General features: G+C 43.3%; 30 protein-coding genes. All 30 read left to right on the top strand.

Going from position 1 to position 16610, the window contains the following annotated elements; all coding sequences use genetic code 11:
* Window position 1: 1 nt before the first annotated feature.
* The 30 genes from fusA to J3P35_RS20215 all read left to right on the top strand — a co-directional run bounded on the left by fusA (window position 2) and on the right by J3P35_RS20215 (window position 16590).
* Window positions 2–2101 (top strand): elongation factor G, encoded by a 2100-nt coding sequence (gene fusA / locus J3P35_RS20360; protein ID WP_210466567.1) that lies wholly within the window; start codon window positions 2–4, stop codon window positions 2099–2101.
* 10 nt (window positions 2102–2111) lie between these two features.
* Complete coding sequence (rpsJ, locus tag J3P35_RS20355) at window positions 2112–2417, top strand: 30S ribosomal protein S10 (protein WP_048919298.1); 306 nt, start codon at window positions 2112–2114, stop codon at window positions 2415–2417.
* 408 nt (window positions 2418–2825) lie between these two features.
* Complete coding sequence (gene rplC / locus J3P35_RS20350; RefSeq protein ID WP_210466566.1) at window positions 2826–3446, top strand: 50S ribosomal protein L3; 621 nt, start codon at window positions 2826–2828, stop codon at window positions 3444–3446.
* 1 nt (window position 3447) lies between these two features.
* Entirely contained in the window at window positions 3448–4080 is a 633-nt protein-coding gene (rplD, locus tag J3P35_RS20345) for a 50S ribosomal protein L4 (RefSeq protein WP_210466565.1), read from the top strand.
* Window positions 4080–4367, top strand: coding sequence for a 50S ribosomal protein L23 (gene rplW, locus J3P35_RS20340; RefSeq protein ID WP_210466564.1), 288 nt, complete (start codon window positions 4080–4082; stop codon window positions 4365–4367). The genes rplD and rplW overlap by 1 nt, the downstream gene beginning before the upstream one ends.
* 12 nt (window positions 4368–4379) lie before the next feature.
* Window positions 4380–5204 (top strand): 50S ribosomal protein L2, encoded by an 825-nt coding sequence (rplB, locus tag J3P35_RS20335; protein WP_210466563.1) that lies wholly within the window; start codon window positions 4380–4382, stop codon window positions 5202–5204.
* A 3-nt stretch (window positions 5205–5207) separates the two neighbouring features.
* Window positions 5208–5486, top strand: coding sequence for a 30S ribosomal protein S19 (rpsS, locus tag J3P35_RS20330; RefSeq protein WP_048919303.1), 279 nt, complete (start codon window positions 5208–5210; stop codon window positions 5484–5486).
* On the top strand, window positions 5486–5872 hold the full coding sequence (gene rplV / locus J3P35_RS20325) for a 50S ribosomal protein L22 (protein WP_149092184.1): 387 nt from the start codon (window positions 5486–5488) through the stop codon (window positions 5870–5872). The genes rpsS and rplV overlap by 1 nt, the downstream gene beginning before the upstream one ends.
* A 5-nt stretch (window positions 5873–5877) precedes the next feature.
* Window positions 5878–6678 carry a 30S ribosomal protein S3 gene (gene rpsC / locus J3P35_RS20320; protein ID WP_149092185.1) on the top strand — a complete coding sequence of 267 codons (801 nt, stop codon included), beginning with the start codon at window positions 5878–5880 and terminating at the stop codon, window positions 6676–6678.
* Window positions 6679–6704: 26 nt separating this feature from the next.
* Entirely contained in the window at window positions 6705–7127 is a 423-nt protein-coding gene (rplP, locus tag J3P35_RS20315; protein ID WP_062543985.1) for a 50S ribosomal protein L16, read from the top strand.
* A gap of 2 nt (window positions 7128–7129) precedes the next feature.
* Window positions 7130–7324, top strand: coding sequence for a 50S ribosomal protein L29 (rpmC, locus tag J3P35_RS20310; protein WP_062543986.1), 195 nt, complete (start codon window positions 7130–7132; stop codon window positions 7322–7324).
* Window positions 7325–7335: 11 nt separating this feature from the next.
* On the top strand, window positions 7336–7593 hold the full coding sequence (gene rpsQ / locus J3P35_RS20305) for a 30S ribosomal protein S17 (RefSeq protein ID WP_210466562.1): 258 nt from the start codon (window positions 7336–7338) through the stop codon (window positions 7591–7593).
* A 1-nt stretch (window position 7594) separates the two neighbouring features.
* Window positions 7595–7963: a 50S ribosomal protein L14 gene (gene rplN, locus J3P35_RS20300; protein ID WP_062543988.1), complete on the top strand. Its 369-nt coding sequence runs from the start codon at window positions 7595–7597 to the stop codon at window positions 7961–7963.
* Window positions 7964–7983: 20 nt separating this feature from the next.
* Complete coding sequence (rplX, locus tag J3P35_RS20295) at window positions 7984–8307, top strand: 50S ribosomal protein L24 (RefSeq protein ID WP_210466561.1); 324 nt, start codon at window positions 7984–7986, stop codon at window positions 8305–8307.
* Between the two features lies 1 nt (window position 8308).
* Window positions 8309–8860, top strand: coding sequence for a 50S ribosomal protein L5 (gene rplE / locus J3P35_RS20290; protein ID WP_210466560.1), 552 nt, complete (start codon window positions 8309–8311; stop codon window positions 8858–8860).
* 4 nt (window positions 8861–8864) lie between these two features.
* Complete coding sequence (gene rpsN, locus J3P35_RS20285) at window positions 8865–9134, top strand: 30S ribosomal protein S14 (protein WP_186641338.1); 270 nt, start codon at window positions 8865–8867, stop codon at window positions 9132–9134.
* An 86-nt stretch (window positions 9135–9220) separates the two neighbouring features.
* Window positions 9221–9619, top strand: coding sequence for a 30S ribosomal protein S8 (rpsH, locus tag J3P35_RS20280; RefSeq protein ID WP_210466559.1), 399 nt, complete (start codon window positions 9221–9223; stop codon window positions 9617–9619).
* A 9-nt stretch (window positions 9620–9628) separates the two neighbouring features.
* Window positions 9629–10183, top strand: coding sequence for a 50S ribosomal protein L6 (gene rplF, locus J3P35_RS20275; protein WP_210466558.1), 555 nt, complete (start codon window positions 9629–9631; stop codon window positions 10181–10183).
* An 8-nt stretch (window positions 10184–10191) separates the two neighbouring features.
* Entirely contained in the window at window positions 10192–10545 is a 354-nt protein-coding gene (rplR, locus tag J3P35_RS20270; RefSeq protein ID WP_210466557.1) for a 50S ribosomal protein L18, read from the top strand.
* A gap of 4 nt (window positions 10546–10549) precedes the next feature.
* Window positions 10550–11068, top strand: a complete 519-nt coding sequence (gene rpsE, locus J3P35_RS20265) for a 30S ribosomal protein S5 (RefSeq protein WP_149092192.1) — start codon at window positions 10550–10552, stop codon at window positions 11066–11068.
* A 2-nt stretch (window positions 11069–11070) separates the two neighbouring features.
* Window positions 11071–11250 (top strand): 50S ribosomal protein L30, encoded by a 180-nt coding sequence (gene rpmD, locus J3P35_RS20260; RefSeq protein WP_149092193.1) that lies wholly within the window; start codon window positions 11071–11073, stop codon window positions 11248–11250.
* A gap of 2 nt (window positions 11251–11252) precedes the next feature.
* On the top strand, window positions 11253–11699 hold the full coding sequence (rplO, locus tag J3P35_RS20255) for a 50S ribosomal protein L15 (protein ID WP_210466556.1): 447 nt from the start codon (window positions 11253–11255) through the stop codon (window positions 11697–11699).
* 3 nt (window positions 11700–11702) lie between these two features.
* Complete coding sequence (gene secY, locus J3P35_RS20250; RefSeq protein ID WP_210466555.1) at window positions 11703–13028, top strand: preprotein translocase subunit SecY; 1326 nt, start codon at window positions 11703–11705, stop codon at window positions 13026–13028.
* Window positions 13029–13031: 3 nt separating this feature from the next.
* On the top strand, window positions 13032–13802 hold the full coding sequence (gene map, locus J3P35_RS20245) for a type I methionyl aminopeptidase (RefSeq protein WP_210466554.1): 771 nt from the start codon (window positions 13032–13034) through the stop codon (window positions 13800–13802).
* A 3-nt stretch (window positions 13803–13805) separates the two neighbouring features.
* On the top strand, window positions 13806–14024 hold the full coding sequence (gene infA / locus J3P35_RS20240; protein WP_048919321.1) for a translation initiation factor IF-1: 219 nt from the start codon (window positions 13806–13808) through the stop codon (window positions 14022–14024).
* 4 nt (window positions 14025–14028) lie between these two features.
* Window positions 14029–14145: a type B 50S ribosomal protein L36 gene (gene ykgO, locus J3P35_RS20235; RefSeq protein WP_071885446.1), complete on the top strand. Its 117-nt coding sequence runs from the start codon at window positions 14029–14031 to the stop codon at window positions 14143–14145.
* A 9-nt stretch (window positions 14146–14154) separates the two neighbouring features.
* Window positions 14155–14532, top strand: coding sequence for a 30S ribosomal protein S13 (gene rpsM, locus J3P35_RS20230; protein ID WP_186641349.1), 378 nt, complete (start codon window positions 14155–14157; stop codon window positions 14530–14532).
* A gap of 10 nt (window positions 14533–14542) precedes the next feature.
* The gene (gene rpsK, locus J3P35_RS20225; protein WP_123127710.1) at window positions 14543–14935 is read left to right on the top strand and encodes a 30S ribosomal protein S11; all 393 of its coding nucleotides are present in this window, start codon (window positions 14543–14545) and stop codon (window positions 14933–14935) included.
* Between the two features lie 21 nt (window positions 14936–14956).
* Window positions 14957–15562: a 30S ribosomal protein S4 gene (gene rpsD / locus J3P35_RS20220; RefSeq protein WP_210466553.1), complete on the top strand. Its 606-nt coding sequence runs from the start codon at window positions 14957–14959 to the stop codon at window positions 15560–15562.
* Window positions 15563–15600: 38 nt separating this feature from the next.
* Window positions 15601–16590, top strand: a complete 990-nt coding sequence (locus J3P35_RS20215; RefSeq protein WP_123127708.1) for a DNA-directed RNA polymerase subunit alpha — start codon at window positions 15601–15603, stop codon at window positions 16588–16590.
* The last annotated feature ends 20 nt before the right edge of the window (window positions 16591–16610 follow it).

Here is a 16610-nt window from a genome sequence, read left to right as displayed (position 1 = left end):
AATGGCTAGAGACTTAAAATTTACCAGAAACATAGGTATTGCCGCGCACATTGATGCCGGTAAGACCACAACTACAGAGCGTATCCTTTACTATGCTGGGGTTTCCCACAAAATAGGAGAGGTACACGATGGAGCTGCCACCATGGACTGGATGGAGCAGGAGCAGGAAAGAGGTATCACCATTACTTCTGCTGCTACTACTGTAAACTGGGACTACAGAGGTGACAAATACCACATCAACATCATTGATACTCCAGGTCACGTTGACTTCACCGTAGAGGTGAACCGTTCCCTGCGTGTATTGGATGGTCTGGTTTTCTTGTTTAGCGCAGTTGATGGTGTTGAGCCACAGTCTGAGACTAACTGGAGGCTTGCAGATAACTACAAAGTAGCCCGTATCGGTTTCGTTAACAAAATGGACCGTTCAGGCGCTGACTTCCTTGCTGTTTGTAAGCAAGTGAAAGAAATGCTGGGCAGCAACGCCGTAGCGCTTCAGTTACCAATCGGGGCTGAAGATGACTTCAAAGGTGTGGTTGACCTGGTGAACTTCAGAGGTATTGAGTGGAATGAGCACGACAAAGGGATGACCTTTAGAGAAGTTCCTATTCCAGACGATATGCTGGAGGAAGCCACTGAGTACCGTGAGAAGTTACTGGAAGCAGTAGCAGATTACGATGAGTCTCTGATGGAAAAATACTTCGATGATCCTGAGACCATCACCGAAGATGAAATTATGACCGCGTTGCGTAAAGCAACTATTGACATGGCCATCGTGCCGATGCTTTGCGGTTCTTCTTTCAAAAACAAAGGTGTACAAACCATGCTTGACTACGTGATGGCGCTTTGCCCTTCACCTCTGGATAAAGAAAGCATTGTAGGTACTAACCCAGATACAGGAGAAGAGGTAGTGCGTAAGCCAAGTGAAAGCGATCCATTCGCTGGTCTGGCTTTCAAAATCGCTACTGACCCTTACGTAGGACGTCTGTGCTTCGTGAGAGCTTATTCAGGTGTACTGGAGTCTGGTTCTTACGTGTACAACACCCGTTCAAACAACAAAGAGCGTATTTCCCGTATCTTCCAGATGCACGCCAACAAGCAGAACCAAATCGAAAGACTTGCTGCTGGTGACATCGGAGCGGTAGTAGGCTTTAAAGATATCAAAACCGGGGATACCCTTTGCGACCAGAACGCGAAAATCGTGCTGGAATCAATGGACTTCCCAGAGCCGGTAATCGGATACGCCATTGAGCCTAAAACCCAGGCTGACTCTGACAAAATGGGTATGGCTATTGCCAAACTTATTGAAGAGGATCCTACCCTGCAAGTAAACACTGACGAGGAAACTGGTCAGACGATCTTAAGAGGTATGGGTGAGCTTCACCTGGAGATCATCATCGACCGCATGAAACGTGAGTTCAAGGTTGAGTTGAACCAAGGTGCTCCTCAGGTGGCTTACAAAGAAACCATCACCAAGAGCGTTGAACACAGAGAAGTGTACAAAAAGCAGTCTGGTGGTCGTGGTAAATTCGCAGACATCGTGTTCACCATGGGTCCTCGCGAAGATGGTAAGACAGGCCTTGAGTTTGAGAACGCAATTGTTGGTGGTGTGATTCCAAGAGAATTCATCCCGCCAGTGCAGAAAGGATTTGAAGAAGCAATGAAGAACGGTATCCTGGCCGGCTTCCCTGTAGATTCAATGAAAGTGCGTTTGTTCCACGGTTCTTTCCACGACGTTGACTCTGATGCATTGTCTTTTGAACTTGCCGCCCGTGCAGGTTTCAAAGAAGCTGGAAAGCAATGTGCCCCTAAACTTCTTGAGCCAATCATGGCCGTTGACGTAGTTACTCCAGATGAGTACACTGGTCCGGTTACTGGTGACTTGAACAGAAGAAGAGGTATCATGAAAGGTATGGATACCAAAGGTACTTCTACCGTAGTGAAAGCCGATGTTCCTTTATCAGAACTGTTTGGTTACGTAACAGACTTGCGTACCATCACCTCAGGTAGAGCAACTGCTTCTCTTACTTTCTCGCACTATGAGCAAGTACCGCAGAACTTGGCAGATGGCATCGTGGCAAAAATTAAAGGGACTTCGAAATAGTTGAAATAGAATGAATCAAAAGATCAGAATCAAACTGAAATCTTACGATCACAATCTGGTTGATAAATCATCAGAGAAAATCGTGAAAGCGGTAAAAGCAACTGGTGCGATCGTGAGTGGTCCTATTCCTTTGCCTACCGAAAAAGATATCTTCACTGTACTTCGTTCACCACACGTGAACAAGAAAGCAAGAGAGCAATTCCAACTTTGCACCTATAAGAGATTAGTAGACATCTACTCTACTTCTTCTAAAACGGTAGACGCATTGATGAAACTTGAATTACCAAGTGGCGTTGATGTTGAAATCAAAGTTTGATAAGCAACACTCAATATAAAAGGGAGAGGGTAACCTCTCCCTTTTTTTGTGCCGCAACAGGAAATCTGTTTTAGTGCTGTTTTGGTGAAAATGACCTGAAAATAGGTTGGCCTGGAAATACCTCCATTTGATATGGAGTGAGAAGGAGTGAAGAAAGGTGTTTTAGACCAGATTTCGCAAAATAAGCCTGAAAACAGCCAAGAGGTTGGAATCATTTCCTATGCAGGAAAGTTAACGACCTACTTATGAGTGACCTAAGGGTAAGTACAGAGGTGAAAATACCTTAGTATCTGAAAACAAATAATTTAGGATAGCTTGTAAAATAAAAATTAAATATAGAACTTTGCACTCCCGAAAATAGACCCTATTACGGGATGTTAATTTTAATTGTTTAAATAAAAAAGTAGAATGCCTGGAATTATCGGTAAGAAAATCGGAATGACAAGCCTCTTCACTCCTGAAGGGAAGAGCGTGGCCTGTACTTTGATTCAAGCAGGACCATGCGTAGTAACTCAGGTTAAGACGCAGGAAACAGACGGCTATACCGCTGTTCAGCTTGGGTACGGAGAGAAGAAGGTAAAAAGAGTAAGCAAGGCGCTTGCCGGACACTTCGCAAAAGCTAACACCACTGCTAAGAAGAAATTAGTAGAGTTTAGATTAGACGATGTTGCCTCTTTCTCCCTGGGAGATACAGTAGATGTAAACCTTTTCGAAGAGAACGAATTCGTTGATGTAGTTGGAACTTCAAAAGGTAAAGGTTTCCAAGGGGTAGTGAAACGCTACAACTTCAGTGGTGTTGGCGGGCAGACCCACGGTCAGCACAACAGAGCAAGACACCCTGGTTCAATTGGAGCCTGCTCATGGCCATCAAGAGTATTCAAAGGAATGCGCATGGCTGGTAGAATGGGTGGCGACCGCGTGAAGGTTCAAAACCTGCGCGTGTTACGTGTCCTGCCTGAGCAAAATGTACTTGTAGTTAGCGGTTCTATCCCAGGCGCTAAAAATTCATTTATTGTAGTTGAGAAATAAGATGGAGCTATCAGTTTTCAATAGTAAAGGCGAAGATACCGGAAGGAAAGTAACCCTTCCTGAGTCTGTGTTCGGGGTTGAGCCTAACGAACACGCCATGTATCTGGATGTTAAGCAATACTTAGCTAACCAGCGCCAAGGTACCCACAAAGCGAAAGAGCGCAATGAGGTTGCCGGTTCTACCAAAAAGATCAAACGTCAAAAAGGTACAGGCGGAGCCAGAGCTGGTTCTTTGAAAGCCCCAGTTTTTGTTGGTGGTGGTCGTGTATTTGGTCCAAGACCAAGAAACTATAGCTTCAAATTGAACAAGAAGTTGAAGTCTCTGGCAAGATTGTCAGCACTTTCAACTTTGGCTAAAGATGAGCGTCTGGTGTTAGTTGATAACATCACCATTGATACTCCAAAAACAAAGAGCTTCGCAGCCATACTGCAAGGCTTGAACGTGGGCACTAGAAAGACATTGATCGTTACGAAAGATGTTGATACCAACGTGGTTCTGTCTAGCAGAAACCTGCCTAAGGTAAAGGTGGCTACTCCAGGTGCTTTGACAACTTATGACTTGTTGAACGCAGACAAAGTAGTTTGTTTAGAGGAATCTCTTTCTGTTTTTGAAGAAATTTACACATCGAAATAATGAGTATCCTGAAAAGACCATTATTGACTGAGAAGCTTACCGCTTTGAACGAAGTAGGTAAATATGCTTTTGAGGTTGATAGAAAAGCAAATAAGATTGAGATCAAGAAAGCGATCCAGTCACGTTACGGTGTAACAGTAGAGAAGATTTCTACTATGAGAACCCAAGGCAAATTGAAGTCTCGCAACACCAAGTCTGGTGTTGTTACAGGCCGCACAGCATCCTCTAAGAAGGCGATTGTTACTTTGAAAGCAGGGGAAGTAATCGATTTCTATAGCGGAATATAAGCAAATAATAGAATGGCATTAAGAAAACTAAGACCGACAACACCAGGTCAAAGATTTAGAGTAGCGCCTGCCTTCACTGAAATCACGAAGAGCGAGCCGGAGAAATCTTTGTTGGCATCCAAGAAAAAATCTGGTGGACGCAACGATGACGGAAAGATGACCATGCGCTACATTGGCGGCGGTCACAAAAAGAAATTCCGTATCATCGACTTCAAAAGAACCAAATATGGGGTTCCTGCAACGGTAAAAGCTATTGAGTACGATCCAAACAGAACAGCCCGCATTGCCTTGCTGTACTACGCGGATGGTGAGAAAGCTTATATCATTGCTCCTGCAGGCTTGGCTGTTGATTCTACTGTAGTATCAGGTCCTGGTGTGGCTCCAGAAGTAGGTAACGCGTTACCGCTTTCTGATATTCCACTAGGTACCATTGTTCATAACATTGAGTTAGCTCCTGGTCAGGGAGCGGTTCTGGCAAGAAGTGCAGGTTCTTACGCACAGCTTGTAGCCCGTGAAGGCCGTTACGCTACCTTGAAATTACCTTCCGGTGAAATGAGAATGGTACTGGTTAACTGTATGGCTACAGTAGGTACCGTATCTAACGCTGACCACATGAACGTGAAGCTTGGTAAAGCCGGACGTAGCAGATGGATGGGTATCAGACCAAGAGTGAGAGGTGTTGCCATGAACCCTGTAGATCACCCAATGGGCGGTGGTGAAGGTAAGTCATCAGGTGGTCACCCAAGATCACGTAAAGGTCTGTACGCAAAAGGTAAGAAGACCAGAAACAAAAATAAATTCTCCGAGAACCTGATTGTTAATAGAAGGAAGAAATAAGTAATGGCAAGATCATTAAAAAAAGGGCCTTATATTGACTACAGGCTCGATAGAAAAGTGCAGACAATGGATGAGTCTGGAAAGAAAGCGGTGATCAAGACCTGGTCACGCCGTTCCATGATCTCTCCAGATTTCGTAGGCCATACGTTTGCGGTACACAACGGAAATAAGTTCATCCCAGTGTATGTAACTGAGAATATGGTGGGTCACAAATTAGGTGAATTTGCCCCTACCAGAAACTTCAGAGGCCATATTGCTAAGAAAGATAAAGGTAAAAGATAATGGAAGCGGTAGCTAAATTAAACAATGTACCAAGCTCACCGCGTAAGATGAGATTGGTTGCGAACTTAATCCGTGGTAAAAGAGTTACCCAAGCATTAGGTTTACTCAAATTCACTGCTAATTCCGGCGCTCCTAAACTGGAGAAACTTCTTTTGTCTGCCTTATCTAACTGGCAAGCAGCTAACGAAGATGCCCGCATTGAAGATGCTAATCTATATATTAAAGAGATTAGAGTAGATGAAGGAAAGATGCTGAAGCGTCTGCGTCCTGCTCCTCAGGGTCGTGGCCACAGAATCAGAAAAAGATCTAACCACGTGACACTTGTGATTGATTCTAAAGTGGAAGTGGAGACAGTTGAAACATCTACCTCTAACGAAGCCAAATAGTTAAAATGGGACAAAAAGTTAATCCAGTAGGCCTAAGACTAGGTATTGTTAAAGGCTGGGACTCTAATTGGTTCGGAGGAAAGGATTTCGCTGATAAACTGATCGAAGACGAGAAGATCCGTAAATACATCCTTGCCCGTATTCCAAAAGGAGGTATTTCTAAAATCATCATCGAAAGAACCCTTAAGAGAATTACCATCACTATCAACACTGCCCGTCCAGGCGTGGTGATTGGAAAAGGTGGCCAAGAGGTTGATAAAATCAAAGAAGAGCTGAAGAAAATCACCAGCAAAGATGTTCAGATCAACATCTTTGAAATTAAGCGTCCTGAACTGGATGCTAAACTGGTAGGTGAATCAGTTGCCCAACAATTGCAGGCGCGTATCTCTTTTAGAAGAGCTATGAAACAAGCAATTGCTTCTGCCATCAGAGTAGGTGCTGAAGGTATCAAAATCCAAGTATCTGGTCGTTTAGGTGGTGCCGAGATGGCCCGTACTGAGCACTACAAAGAAGGGCGTACTCCTTTGCATACCTTGCGTGCTGATATTGACTATGCCTTATCAGAAGCTCAGACCGTGTACGGTAAACTGGGTATCAAAGTGTGGATCTTCAAAGGAGAAGTGTTCGGTAAGCGTGACTTATCTCCTAACGCTGGTCAACAAAGTGGTGGTCAATCTGCCGGTCCTCGCAACGAAAGAGGCGAGAGAGGCAATGACCGCGGTGATCGCAGAGACAACAACCGCAACAAGCGTCCTGCAGATGCCAACCAAAAGCGTGGTGGTGATAACAGACCAAAACGCAAGTAGTTGTTCAATTTTTAGGAATTTAAGAAATGTTACAGCCAAAACGGACCAAATATAGAAAGATGCAGAAAGGCCGGGTAACCGGTCTTGCGCACAGAGGAAGCACAATTTCCTTTGGTTCTTTCGCCATCAAATCATTAGAAGCCTCTTGGATCACTGCCCGTCAAATTGAAGCCGCTCGTATCGCTATGACACGTGCAATGAAACGGGAAGGCCAAGTATGGATTCGAATTTTCCCTGACAAGCCTATCACCAAAAAGCCTGCAGAGGTACGGATGGGTAAGGGTAAAGGATCTCCGGAATACTGGGTAGCCGTGGTTAAACCAGGTACCATCATGTTTGAATCTGATGGAGTGTCGCTAGAAGTAGCTCAAGAGTCTTTACGACTGGCTGCTCAAAAGCTACCAGTGAGAACTAAATTTGTAGTACGTAGAGATTACGTTGAGAAATAGTCATGAAGCAATCTGAAATCAAAGCTCTTTCACTCAATGAAGTGAAAGAGCAACTTACAACAGAGAGAAACAACCTGGTGAACTTGCAGTTTGCTCATGCTATCTCTCCGCTTGAGAACCCATCAAGAATTAAGCTTACTAGAAAAACCATCGCCAGGCTGGAGACGCAACTGCGCTCTCTGGAGCTCAATGGCTAAGATAGAAAACCATGGAGACGAGAAATCTAAGAAAAGAAAAAACTGGACGCGTGGTAAGTAACAAGATGGACAAGTCCATCACTGTTATTGTGGAAAGCAAAGTGAAACACCCCATTTACGGGAAATTTGTTTCCAAGTCCAAGAAGTTCATGGCCCATGATGAGAACAATGAGTGCGGTATCGGTGATACTGTACGCATCATGGAAACAAGACCATTGAGCAAAAATAAAAATTGGCGCTTAGTTGAAATCGTAGAAAGAGCTAAATAAAATGATACAACAAGAATCGAGACTTACTGTTGCTGATAACAGCGGAGCAAAAGAGGTTCTGGTCATCCGTGTATTGGGTGGAACAGGAAAAAAATACGCCTCTGTTGGTGATAAAATTGTTGTTACCGTAAAATCTGCTCTTTCCTCAGGAAACGTAAAAAAGGGAACTGTTCACAAAGCTGTGATTGTTCGCACCAAGAAAGAAGTTCGTCGTAAAGACGGTTCTTATATTCGTTTTGATGATAACGCCGCGGTGTTATTGAACAACAACGATGAGCCACGTGGTACTCGTATCTTTGGGCCAGTTGCCCGTGAGTTACGTGAAAGACAGTTTATGAAAATTGTTTCTTTGGCTCCTGAAGTAATTTAAATACGAGAAGAGAAAACAAGATGTCAAAGCATAAACTTCATGTGAAGAAAGGCGACACTGTAAAAGTGATCGCTGGTGATGATAAAGGCAAAACAGGAACTGTTACTTCTGTGCTTACTGATAAGCAGAAAGTGGTAGTAGAAGGTTTGAACCTGGTTTCTAAGCACCAAAAGCCAAGCGCTAAAAACCCTAACGGTGGTATTGTAAAATTAGAAGCTCCTATTCATGCCAGCAATGTGCAGTTAGTAGAGCCTGCTACAAATGTTGCCACTAGAACCGGTAAGAAGCTGAACAACGACGGTAAGCTTCAACGTTATTCCAAAAAAACTGGAAATTTAATCTAACATGGCAGCTAGACTAAAAGATAAGTATTCAAAAGAGATTGTGCCTGCATTGAAAGAGAAGTTTCAATACAAGAGCATAATGCAAGTGCCTAAGATTACCAAAATCTCTATCAACAGAGGTATTGGTAATGCTGTGGCAGATAAAAAACTGGTTGACATTGGAGTTGATGAACTCACTATCATTGCTGGCCAGAAAGCGGTTCAAACCAAGGCTAAAAACTCTATCTCAAACTTCAAGTTGAGAGAAGGAATGCCAATTGGTGCCCGTGTGACCTTGCGTGGTGAGAGAATGTATGAGTTCCTTGACCGTTTGGTTACTATTGCCCTTCCACGGGTACGTGACTTCAAAGGTATCAGCGACAAAGGTTTTGATGGCCGCGGAAACTATACATTAGGGGTTAAAGAGCAAATCATTTTCCCTGAGATCAGCATTGACAAGATCAAGTCTATTGCTGGTATGGATATTACTTTCGTGACTACTGCTTCTACAGATGAAGAAAGCCTGGAGTTATTGAAAGGATTTGGTTTACCGTTCGCATCATTAAAGAAATAAGGAAATGGCTAAAGAATCAGCGAAAGCAAGAGAGCTCAAGAGACAAAAGTTAGTTGCCAAGTATGCAGCTAAAAGAGCTCAGTTAAAAGCTGCTGGCGATTATGAAGCTCTAGATAAGTTGCCTAAAAACGCTTCTCCAGTACGGTTACATAACAGATGTAAATTAACCGGAAGACCAAGAGGCTATATGCGTAAGTTTGGCATCTCTCGTGTTACTTTCAGAGAGATGGCTTCTGCCGGCAAGATTCCTGGAGTAACGAAGGCTAGTTGGTAATTATTACTCCTATCATTATTATAGTTAGGAAAACATTAGTATCTTTGCGGCTCCTTAAAAAGAGCGGAATCTAAAAATATAGTCTAATGCATTCAGATCCGATAGCAGATTATTTAACTAGACTACGGAATGCCATCAAGGCAAATCACCGTGTAGTTGAAATTCCGGCTAGCAAAATAAAAAAGGAATTAACCAAAGTTCTTTACGAGAAAGGTTATATTCAAAGTTACAAGTTCGATGATAGTTCAGTTCAAGGTACAATTAAGATTGCCTTGAAGTATGATCCCGCTACCAAGCAGTCTGCTATCGTGAAACTTGAGAGAGTCAGTAAGCCGGGACTCCGTAAGTATGTGCATCTAGATGAGATGCCACGAGTGTTGAATGGATATGGCGTGGCCATCCTGTCAACCTCCAAAGGTGTTATCACTGACAAAGAGGCCAGAGGCCTTAATGTAGGTGGTGAAGTATTGTGTTACGTGTATTAATCAGGAGAAATGTCGCGGATAGGAAAACTGCCAATCACACTCCCACAAGGTGTAGAGGTGTTGGTTAACCAGGATAACCTGGTTACAGTGAAAGGGCCAAAAGGAACCCTTTCTTCACAAGTTGATACGGACATTGCTGTTGCTATTGAGGATGGGGTACTTACAGTAACCCGTCCAACAGAGCAGAAAAGACACAAAGCCCTTCACGGTTTGTATCGCTCGCTTATCAATAACATGGTTTTTGGTGTGAGCACAGGATATAAGGTTTCTTTGGAATTGGTAGGTGTTGGTTTCAAGGCCACAACCCAAGGACAAAGCCTGGAACTTGCGTTAGGATATTCTCACAATATCTACGTAGCTCTTCCTCCGGAAATCACTGCTACGGCAGTGACTGAGAAAGGTAAAGCTCCAGTGATCACCTTAGAAGGTATTGATAAGCAGTTGATTGGTCAGGTAGCTGCCAAAATCCGCTCGTTACGTAAAGTTGAGCCTTACAAAGGCAAAGGTATTCGTTTCGTGGGTGAGGTTGTTAGAAGAAAAGCTGGTAAAACTGCTTCTAAATAAGTAAGAAAATGGCATTCGATAAAGCAAAAAGAAGACTGAGAATTCGTCGCAGCATCCGTAACAAGGTGTCTGGAACTGCTCAGCGTCCCCGTCTGTCTGTCTTCAGAAGCAATAAGTTTATTTATGCGCAGCTGATTGATGATGTGAATGGTGTTACATTAGCAAGTTCTTCATCTTCTGTAAATGAAGGCGGAGCCACTTCAACCAAAAGTGAATCTTCAACTGTGGTTGGACGTGACATTGCAGCTAAAGCTTTGGCTGCAGGTATTACTGAAGTTGTTTTTGACAGAGGTGGTTACCTGTACCATGGTCGTGTTAAATCATTAGCAGAAGGGGCTCGTGAAGCGGGTCTAAAATTCTAAGAACATGTCTAAATTAAATATCAGAAGCATTAAAGCGAGCGAAATCGAGCTGAAAGAGCGCGTAGTAGCTATCAACCGCGTTGCTAAAGTTGTGAAAGGTGGTAGAAGATTCAGTTTTTCTGCCATTGTAGTAGTAGGTGACGGTAACGGTGTTGTAGGATACGGTTTAGGCAAGGCAAACGAGGTAACTGATGCAATTGCAAAGGGTATTGATGATGCCAAGAAAAACCTGGTTCGTGTTCCTTTGTTTAAGCACACTGTTCCACATCCAATGGAAGGTAAATTCTCTGGTGGTTTTGTGTTGATTAAGCCTGCCGCAGCTGGTACCGGTATCATTGCCGGTGGTGCGATGCGTGCTGTGTTTGACAGTGCTGGAATCAGAGACGTATTGGCTAAGTCAAAAGGTTCTTCTAACCCACACAACGTGGTAAAAGCAACTTTTGATGCGCTTTCCAAAATGCGTGATCCTTTGGTTGTTGCTCAGCAGCGTGGAATCAGTTTACAACGTGTATTCAACGGGTAATTATGGCAAGTGTAGAAATCACCCAGATCCAAAGTATTATTGACCGCCCTGAAAGACAAAAAAGAACCATGAAGGCTCTGGGTCTTGGCAAAATCAATAAGACTGTAACGAAAGAGTTAACCCCTCAGATTGCAGGTATGGTTAACAGCATCCAACATTTAGTATCGGTTAAGGAGGTCTAAGAATGAACTTAAGTAATTTAAAGCCTGCTGAAGGTTCTACCAAGAACCGGAAGAGAATTGGTCGTGGTACCGGTTCTGGTAGAGGTGGTACCTCTACCCGTGGACATAAAGGGGCAAAATCTCGCTCAGGATATTCTTCTAAAGCAGGTTTTGAAGGCGGTCAGATGCCTTTGGTACGCCGTGTGCCTAAATTCGGTTTCAAAAACATTAACCGGATTGAGTTCACTGCTGTTAACCTTGATGTTCTTCAGAACTTAGCTTCTAAATCTGGATCTACTGTTATTGACTTCGCTGTTCTCCGTGACAACGGTTTAGCGTCAAAGAATGATAACATCAAAGTTCTTGGAAGAGGCGAATTAACTACTGCCATTGAGGTACATGCGCATGCATTCTCTCAAACTGCAGTAGAGGCTATTGAAAAAGCAGGCGGCAAGGTTGTGACTCTGTAACAGATGAAGAAGCTGATTACTACGATTAAGAATATTTTTGCGATTGAAGATTTGCGAGTTAGAATCCTAAATACTTTAGGATTCATCGCAATTTTCAGATTAGGCTCCTATGTGGTGTTGCCAGGAATTGATCCAACTCAATTGAAAAGCGGCGCCCAGGGAATCTTGGGTTTATTGGATGCCTTTTTAGGTGGAGCATTTGGTAATGCTTCCATCTTTGCATTGGGTATCATGCCCTATATTTCTGCTTCCATCGTTTTACAGCTTCTAACCATTGCAGTTCCTTATTTCCAGAAATTGCAAAAAGAAGGGGAATCTGGTCGTAAGAAGATCAACCAGTATACAAGGGTGCTTACTATTGTGATCACGCTTGCCCAATCAGTGGGTTTCCTGGCTACTATTAACGCAGAAGCTATTGATCCGTCTGTTGCTGGCCCGCTTTTTACAATTTCTTCCATGATCATTCTTACCGCCGGGACTATGTTCTGTATGTGGTTAGGTGAGAAGATCACAGACAAAGGTATTGGAAACGGTATCTCCATGCTGATCATGATTGGGATTGTGTCTCGTCTCCCAGGTGCCATCGTAGGAGAGGCTCTGGCATTAGGACTTGGACGCGCCCTGATCTTCATTATTGAGCTGATTGTTCTCTTCTTCGTAGTAATGGGAGTAGTGATGCTTACCCAGGCGATCAGAAGAATTCCAGTTCAGTATGCCAAGCAAGTTGGAGGTTCTTCTTCCTTACAAGCTGGTCAAAGACAATTTATTCCATTAAAGGTGAATGCTGCTGGGGTAATGCCTATTATCTTCGCACAATCATTAATGTTCTTGCCAGGTATGATCGCCTCTTTCTGGAGAAATGAGAGTGATATCGCCAATGAAATTGGTAATGTGTTCTCTGATTACACCTCTTGGCAGTATAACTTGTCTTTTGCAGTATTGATCATTGTATTTACTTTCTTCTATACCGCCATCAGTGTGAATCCTAACCAGATCTCTGATGACCTGAAAAGAAGTGGTGGTTTTGTACCAGGTGTAAAACCAGGACTTGCTACCTCTGAGTACATTGATGAAGTATTAACCAGAATCACTTTACCAGGTGCCCTCTTCTTAGCAATTATTGCAATTCTGCCTTCTATTGCTATGTTGTTTGGTATCACCCGAGAGTTCGCTGCCTTCTTTGGCGGTACTTCTCTTATCATCCTGGTAGGTGTGGTATTAGACACCTTGAACCAAATCGAGAGTTATTTGTTAATGCGTCATTATGATGGCATGATGAAATCTGGTAAACTCAGAGGACGTTCAAAAAATATAGCGGTTGCTTCCTAAGGAATGATTTCATATAAGACCGAAGAAGAAATCGAGCTTATTAAACAAAGTGCTAACATCCTCAGCCAAGTGCACGGTGAAGTCGCCAAGCACGTAGCTGAGGGTGTTACTACCTTAAAATTAGATTCTGTCGCTGAGGAATTTATCAGAGACAATGGTGGTTCTCCTTCTTTCAAGGGGTATAACGGGTTTAAGCACAGCTTGTGCATTAGCTTAAACTCTGCAGTAGTTCATGGTATACCTAGTAAGTATGCTCTACAGTCAGGAGATGTTGTATCTATTGATTGTGGAGTTTTTTTTCAAGGTTTCCACAGTGACAGTGCCTATACCCATGCTGTAGGTGAGGTTGCGCCAGAAGTGTCTGAATTGCTTCGCCGGACCAAAGAGTCTTTGTACAAAGGCATTGAATTAGCGGTAGTAGGTTCCCGTATTGGTGATATTGGTTTTGCCATACAGTCTCATGTAGAGCAATATGGTTATGGCGTGGTACGGGAATTAGTTGGCCATGGTCTTGGCCGCAGTTTACATGAAGGCCCAGAAGTTCCTAATTACGGGAAAAGAGGGCAGGGCATGAAATTGCAGGAAGGCCTGGTGATAGCCATTGAGCCCATGGTGAATCTTGGTTCAAGACATGTGGTTCAGGAAAATGATGGCTGGACCATCCGTACCAGAGACAAGAAACCCTCTGCTCATTTTGAACATACCGTTGTAGTAAGAAAGGGCAAAGCAGAGATTTTAACTACTTTTGATTACATAGATAAAGCACTGAACTAATACATGGCTAAACAGTCTTCCATCGAACAAGACGGTACCATCATTGAGGCACTATCCAATGCAATGTTTCGGGTAGAATTAGAAAATGGCCATCAAGTTATTGCTCACATTTCCGGTAAGATGCGGATGCACTACATCAAAATTCTTCCCGGCGATAGAGTAAAATTGGAAATGTCTCCTTACGACCTTAGTAAAGGCAGAATAGTTTACAGATACAAATAAACAGATGAAAGTTAAAGCGTCAGTTAAGAAGCGCAGTGAAGACTGCAAAGTGATCAGACGTAAAGGCAAGCTTTACGTGATCAACAAAAAGAATCCACGTTATAAACAAAGACAAGGTTAATTTAAAAACATGGCTAGAATAGCAGGAGTTGATATTCCAGATAACAAAAGAGGCGAAATCGCTTTGACGTACATCTTCGGTATAGGCCGCAAGTTGTCACAGTCTATTTTGGTGAAGGCTGGGGTGGATCTTGACAAGAAGGTGAAAGATTGGAGCGAGGATGAAGCCGGAGAGATCCGTAGCATTATCGCTGCTGAGCACAAAGTTGAAGGTGTTCTTCGGTCAGAAGTTCAATTGCACATCAAGCGTTTGATGGACATTGGTTCTTACCGCGGTCTTCGTCACAGAAAAGGTTTACCAGTTAGAGGTCAGAGAACCAAAAACAACTCAAGAACCAGAAAAGGTAAGCGTAAGACTGTTGCAAACAAGAAGAAGGCATCTAAATAATTAAACGACAATGGCTCAGAAAAGAAAAGATAAAGCCAAGAAGCGCGTTGTTGTGGTGGAGCCTGTTGGTCAGGTACACATCAAAGCTTCTTTCAACAATATTATTATCTCTGTTACTAACAACAATGGCCAGGTTATCTCCTGGGCATCTGCTGGTAAAATGGGATTTAAAGGGTCTAAGAAAAATACTCCTTATGCTGCCCAAATGGCTGCTGCCGACTGCGGTAAAGTAGCTTACGAAGCTGGAATGAGAAAGGCTGAAGTTTTTGTGAAAGGCCCAGGAGCTGGACGTGAGTCTGCTATCCGGACTATGCAAAACGTAGGTATTGAAGTTACTTCTATCAAAGATGTGACTCCACTTCCGCACAACGGATGTCGTCCTCCAAAACGCAGAAGAGTTTAAGGATATTATTTAGTATTAGAAATGGCAAGATACACAGGCCCTAAGAGTAAAATCTCTAGAAGATATAACGAACCAATTTTTGGACCAAGCAAAGCTTTAGCTAAGAAAGCTTATGGTCCAGGCCAGCACGGCCGTGGTCGTAGAAAAAAACAATCTGAGTATGCTATCCAGTTGATGGAGAAGCAGAAGGCCAAATACATCTATGGTGTATTGGAGAAACAGTTTGAGAACTTGTTTGACAAAGCTGCCCGTAAACAAGGTATCACCGGTGAGAACTTACTTGCTTTGTTAGAAGCAAGATTAGATAACACTGTGTACCGTTTAGGTATTGCTCCAACCAGACGTGGTGCCAGACAATTGGTTAACCACAACCACATCCAGGTAAACGGAAATGTGGTGAACATCGCTTCTTACACCCTGCGTCCTGGTGATGTAGTAAGTGTACGGGAGAAATCAAAATCTTTAGAAGCTATTACTACCAGCCTTGCTGGCCGTAATGCTCGTGCCTTCACTTGGTTAGAGTGGGATGGTAGCCAGTTAGCTGGTAAATTCATCTCCAACCCGGTGCGTGATCAGATCCCTGAGAAAATTCAGGAGCAGCTGATTGTCGAGCTTTACTCTAAGTAATCAGTTCTAATTTAAGTGTCAACCTTAAACCAGCAATCATGTCAATATTAGCCTTTCAAATGCCAGAGAAAGTCGTAATGGAGAAATCCGACGATTTCAACGGGCAGTTTGAATTTAAGCCGCTAGAAAAGGGCTATGGTGTTACCATTGGGAATGCGCTGAGAAGAATTCTTCTCTCCTCATTGGAGGGATATGCCATCTCCAGCATCCGGGTTCCTAGTGTGCTCCATGAGTTCTCTACCATTGAAGGTGTGGTTGAAGATGTCTCTGAGATTATCCTGAACCTGAAAATGGTTCGGTTCAAGAAAATTGGTGACCTGGTTGATGATAAAATCACCGTAAGCATCAGCAAGCAAGATACCTTCACTGCCGGTGACATCAATAAATTCTCTGGCTCGTTCCAGGTGTTGAATCCTGACCTAGTGATTTGCCACTTGGACCCTGAGTCTTCTTTCGAGATTGAATTAACTATTCAGAAGGGAAGAGGCTACGTGCCAGCAGAAGAGAACAGACCAGCAGATCAGGTTTTCGGCCAGATCGCGATTGATGCTATCTTCACGCCTGTTAAGAACGTGAAATACAGCGTTGAGAACACCCGCGTTGAGCAGAAGACTGACTATGAGCGTCTCTTACTTGAGATCACTACAGATGGTTCTATCCATCCGGAAGACGCTTTGAAAGGAGCTGCCAATATTCTGATCCAGCATTTCATGCTTTTCTCTGACAACACTATGACTTTTGAGACAGTGAAGCCTGAAGAGGAAGAAGCGGTTGATGAGGAAATGCTGCACATGAGAAAAGTACTTAAGACTCCTTTGCATGACATGGACCTTTCTGTTCGGGCGTACAACTGCTTGAAAGCAGCTGACATCAGAACTTTGGGTGACTTAGTGCAATTGGATCTTTCAGACATGATGAAATTCCGTAACTTTGGGAAAAAGTCTTTGACTGAGTTGGAAAACCTGGTTTCTGACAAAGGCCTGACTTTCGGAATGGATATCGCCAAGTACAAATTAGAAGAGGATTAATAATCTACGGCATAATTCCC

The organism is Rufibacter roseolus, assembly GCF_017916365.1.
In the GTDB taxonomy this organism is placed as follows: domain Bacteria; phylum Bacteroidota; class Bacteroidia; order Cytophagales; family Hymenobacteraceae; genus Nibribacter; species Nibribacter roseolus.
Note: the sequence above shows the minus strand (reverse complement) of the source record. Positions and strands in the feature narration are given on the sequence as shown.

Bases quoted from the DNA above. Each gene is read 5' to 3' on its own strand.
- fusA (WP_210466567.1), top strand. From the start codon at position 2: ATGGCTAGAGACTTAAAATTTACCAGAAACATAGGTATTGCCGCGCAC.
- rpsJ (WP_048919298.1), top strand. From the start codon at position 2,112: ATGAATCAAAAGATCAGAATCAAACTGAAATCTTACGATCACAATCTG.
- rplC (WP_210466566.1), top strand. From the start codon at position 2,826: ATGCCTGGAATTATCGGTAAGAAAATCGGAATGACAAGCCTCTTCACT.
- rplD (WP_210466565.1), top strand. From the start codon at position 3,448: ATGGAGCTATCAGTTTTCAATAGTAAAGGCGAAGATACCGGAAGGAAA.
- rplW (WP_210466564.1), top strand. From the start codon at position 4,080: ATGAGTATCCTGAAAAGACCATTATTGACTGAGAAGCTTACCGCTTTG.
- rplB (WP_210466563.1), top strand. From the start codon at position 4,380: ATGGCATTAAGAAAACTAAGACCGACAACACCAGGTCAAAGATTTAGA.
- rpsS (WP_048919303.1), top strand. From the start codon at position 5,208: ATGGCAAGATCATTAAAAAAAGGGCCTTATATTGACTACAGGCTCGAT.
- rplV (WP_149092184.1), top strand. From the start codon at position 5,486: ATGGAAGCGGTAGCTAAATTAAACAATGTACCAAGCTCACCGCGTAAG.
- rpsC (WP_149092185.1), top strand. From the start codon at position 5,878: ATGGGACAAAAAGTTAATCCAGTAGGCCTAAGACTAGGTATTGTTAAA.
- rplP (WP_062543985.1), top strand. From the start codon at position 6,705: ATGTTACAGCCAAAACGGACCAAATATAGAAAGATGCAGAAAGGCCGG.
- rpmC (WP_062543986.1), top strand. From the start codon at position 7,130: ATGAAGCAATCTGAAATCAAAGCTCTTTCACTCAATGAAGTGAAAGAG.
- rpsQ (WP_210466562.1), top strand. From the start codon at position 7,336: ATGGAGACGAGAAATCTAAGAAAAGAAAAAACTGGACGCGTGGTAAGT.
- rplN (WP_062543988.1), top strand. From the start codon at position 7,595: ATGATACAACAAGAATCGAGACTTACTGTTGCTGATAACAGCGGAGCA.
- rplX (WP_210466561.1), top strand. From the start codon at position 7,984: ATGTCAAAGCATAAACTTCATGTGAAGAAAGGCGACACTGTAAAAGTG.
- rplE (WP_210466560.1), top strand. From the start codon at position 8,309: ATGGCAGCTAGACTAAAAGATAAGTATTCAAAAGAGATTGTGCCTGCA.
- rpsN (WP_186641338.1), top strand. From the start codon at position 8,865: ATGGCTAAAGAATCAGCGAAAGCAAGAGAGCTCAAGAGACAAAAGTTA.
- rpsH (WP_210466559.1), top strand. From the start codon at position 9,221: ATGCATTCAGATCCGATAGCAGATTATTTAACTAGACTACGGAATGCC.
- rplF (WP_210466558.1), top strand. From the start codon at position 9,629: ATGTCGCGGATAGGAAAACTGCCAATCACACTCCCACAAGGTGTAGAG.
- rplR (WP_210466557.1), top strand. From the start codon at position 10,192: ATGGCATTCGATAAAGCAAAAAGAAGACTGAGAATTCGTCGCAGCATC.
- rpsE (WP_149092192.1), top strand. From the start codon at position 10,550: ATGTCTAAATTAAATATCAGAAGCATTAAAGCGAGCGAAATCGAGCTG.
- rpmD (WP_149092193.1), top strand. From the start codon at position 11,071: ATGGCAAGTGTAGAAATCACCCAGATCCAAAGTATTATTGACCGCCCT.
- rplO (WP_210466556.1), top strand. From the start codon at position 11,253: ATGAACTTAAGTAATTTAAAGCCTGCTGAAGGTTCTACCAAGAACCGG.
- secY (WP_210466555.1), top strand. From the start codon at position 11,703: ATGAAGAAGCTGATTACTACGATTAAGAATATTTTTGCGATTGAAGAT.
- map (WP_210466554.1), top strand. From the start codon at position 13,032: ATGATTTCATATAAGACCGAAGAAGAAATCGAGCTTATTAAACAAAGT.
- infA (WP_048919321.1), top strand. From the start codon at position 13,806: ATGGCTAAACAGTCTTCCATCGAACAAGACGGTACCATCATTGAGGCA.
- ykgO (WP_071885446.1), top strand. From the start codon at position 14,029: ATGAAAGTTAAAGCGTCAGTTAAGAAGCGCAGTGAAGACTGCAAAGTG.
- rpsM (WP_186641349.1), top strand. From the start codon at position 14,155: ATGGCTAGAATAGCAGGAGTTGATATTCCAGATAACAAAAGAGGCGAA.
- rpsK (WP_123127710.1), top strand. From the start codon at position 14,543: ATGGCTCAGAAAAGAAAAGATAAAGCCAAGAAGCGCGTTGTTGTGGTG.
- rpsD (WP_210466553.1), top strand. From the start codon at position 14,957: ATGGCAAGATACACAGGCCCTAAGAGTAAAATCTCTAGAAGATATAAC.
- J3P35_RS20215 (WP_123127708.1), top strand. From the start codon at position 15,601: ATGTCAATATTAGCCTTTCAAATGCCAGAGAAAGTCGTAATGGAGAAA.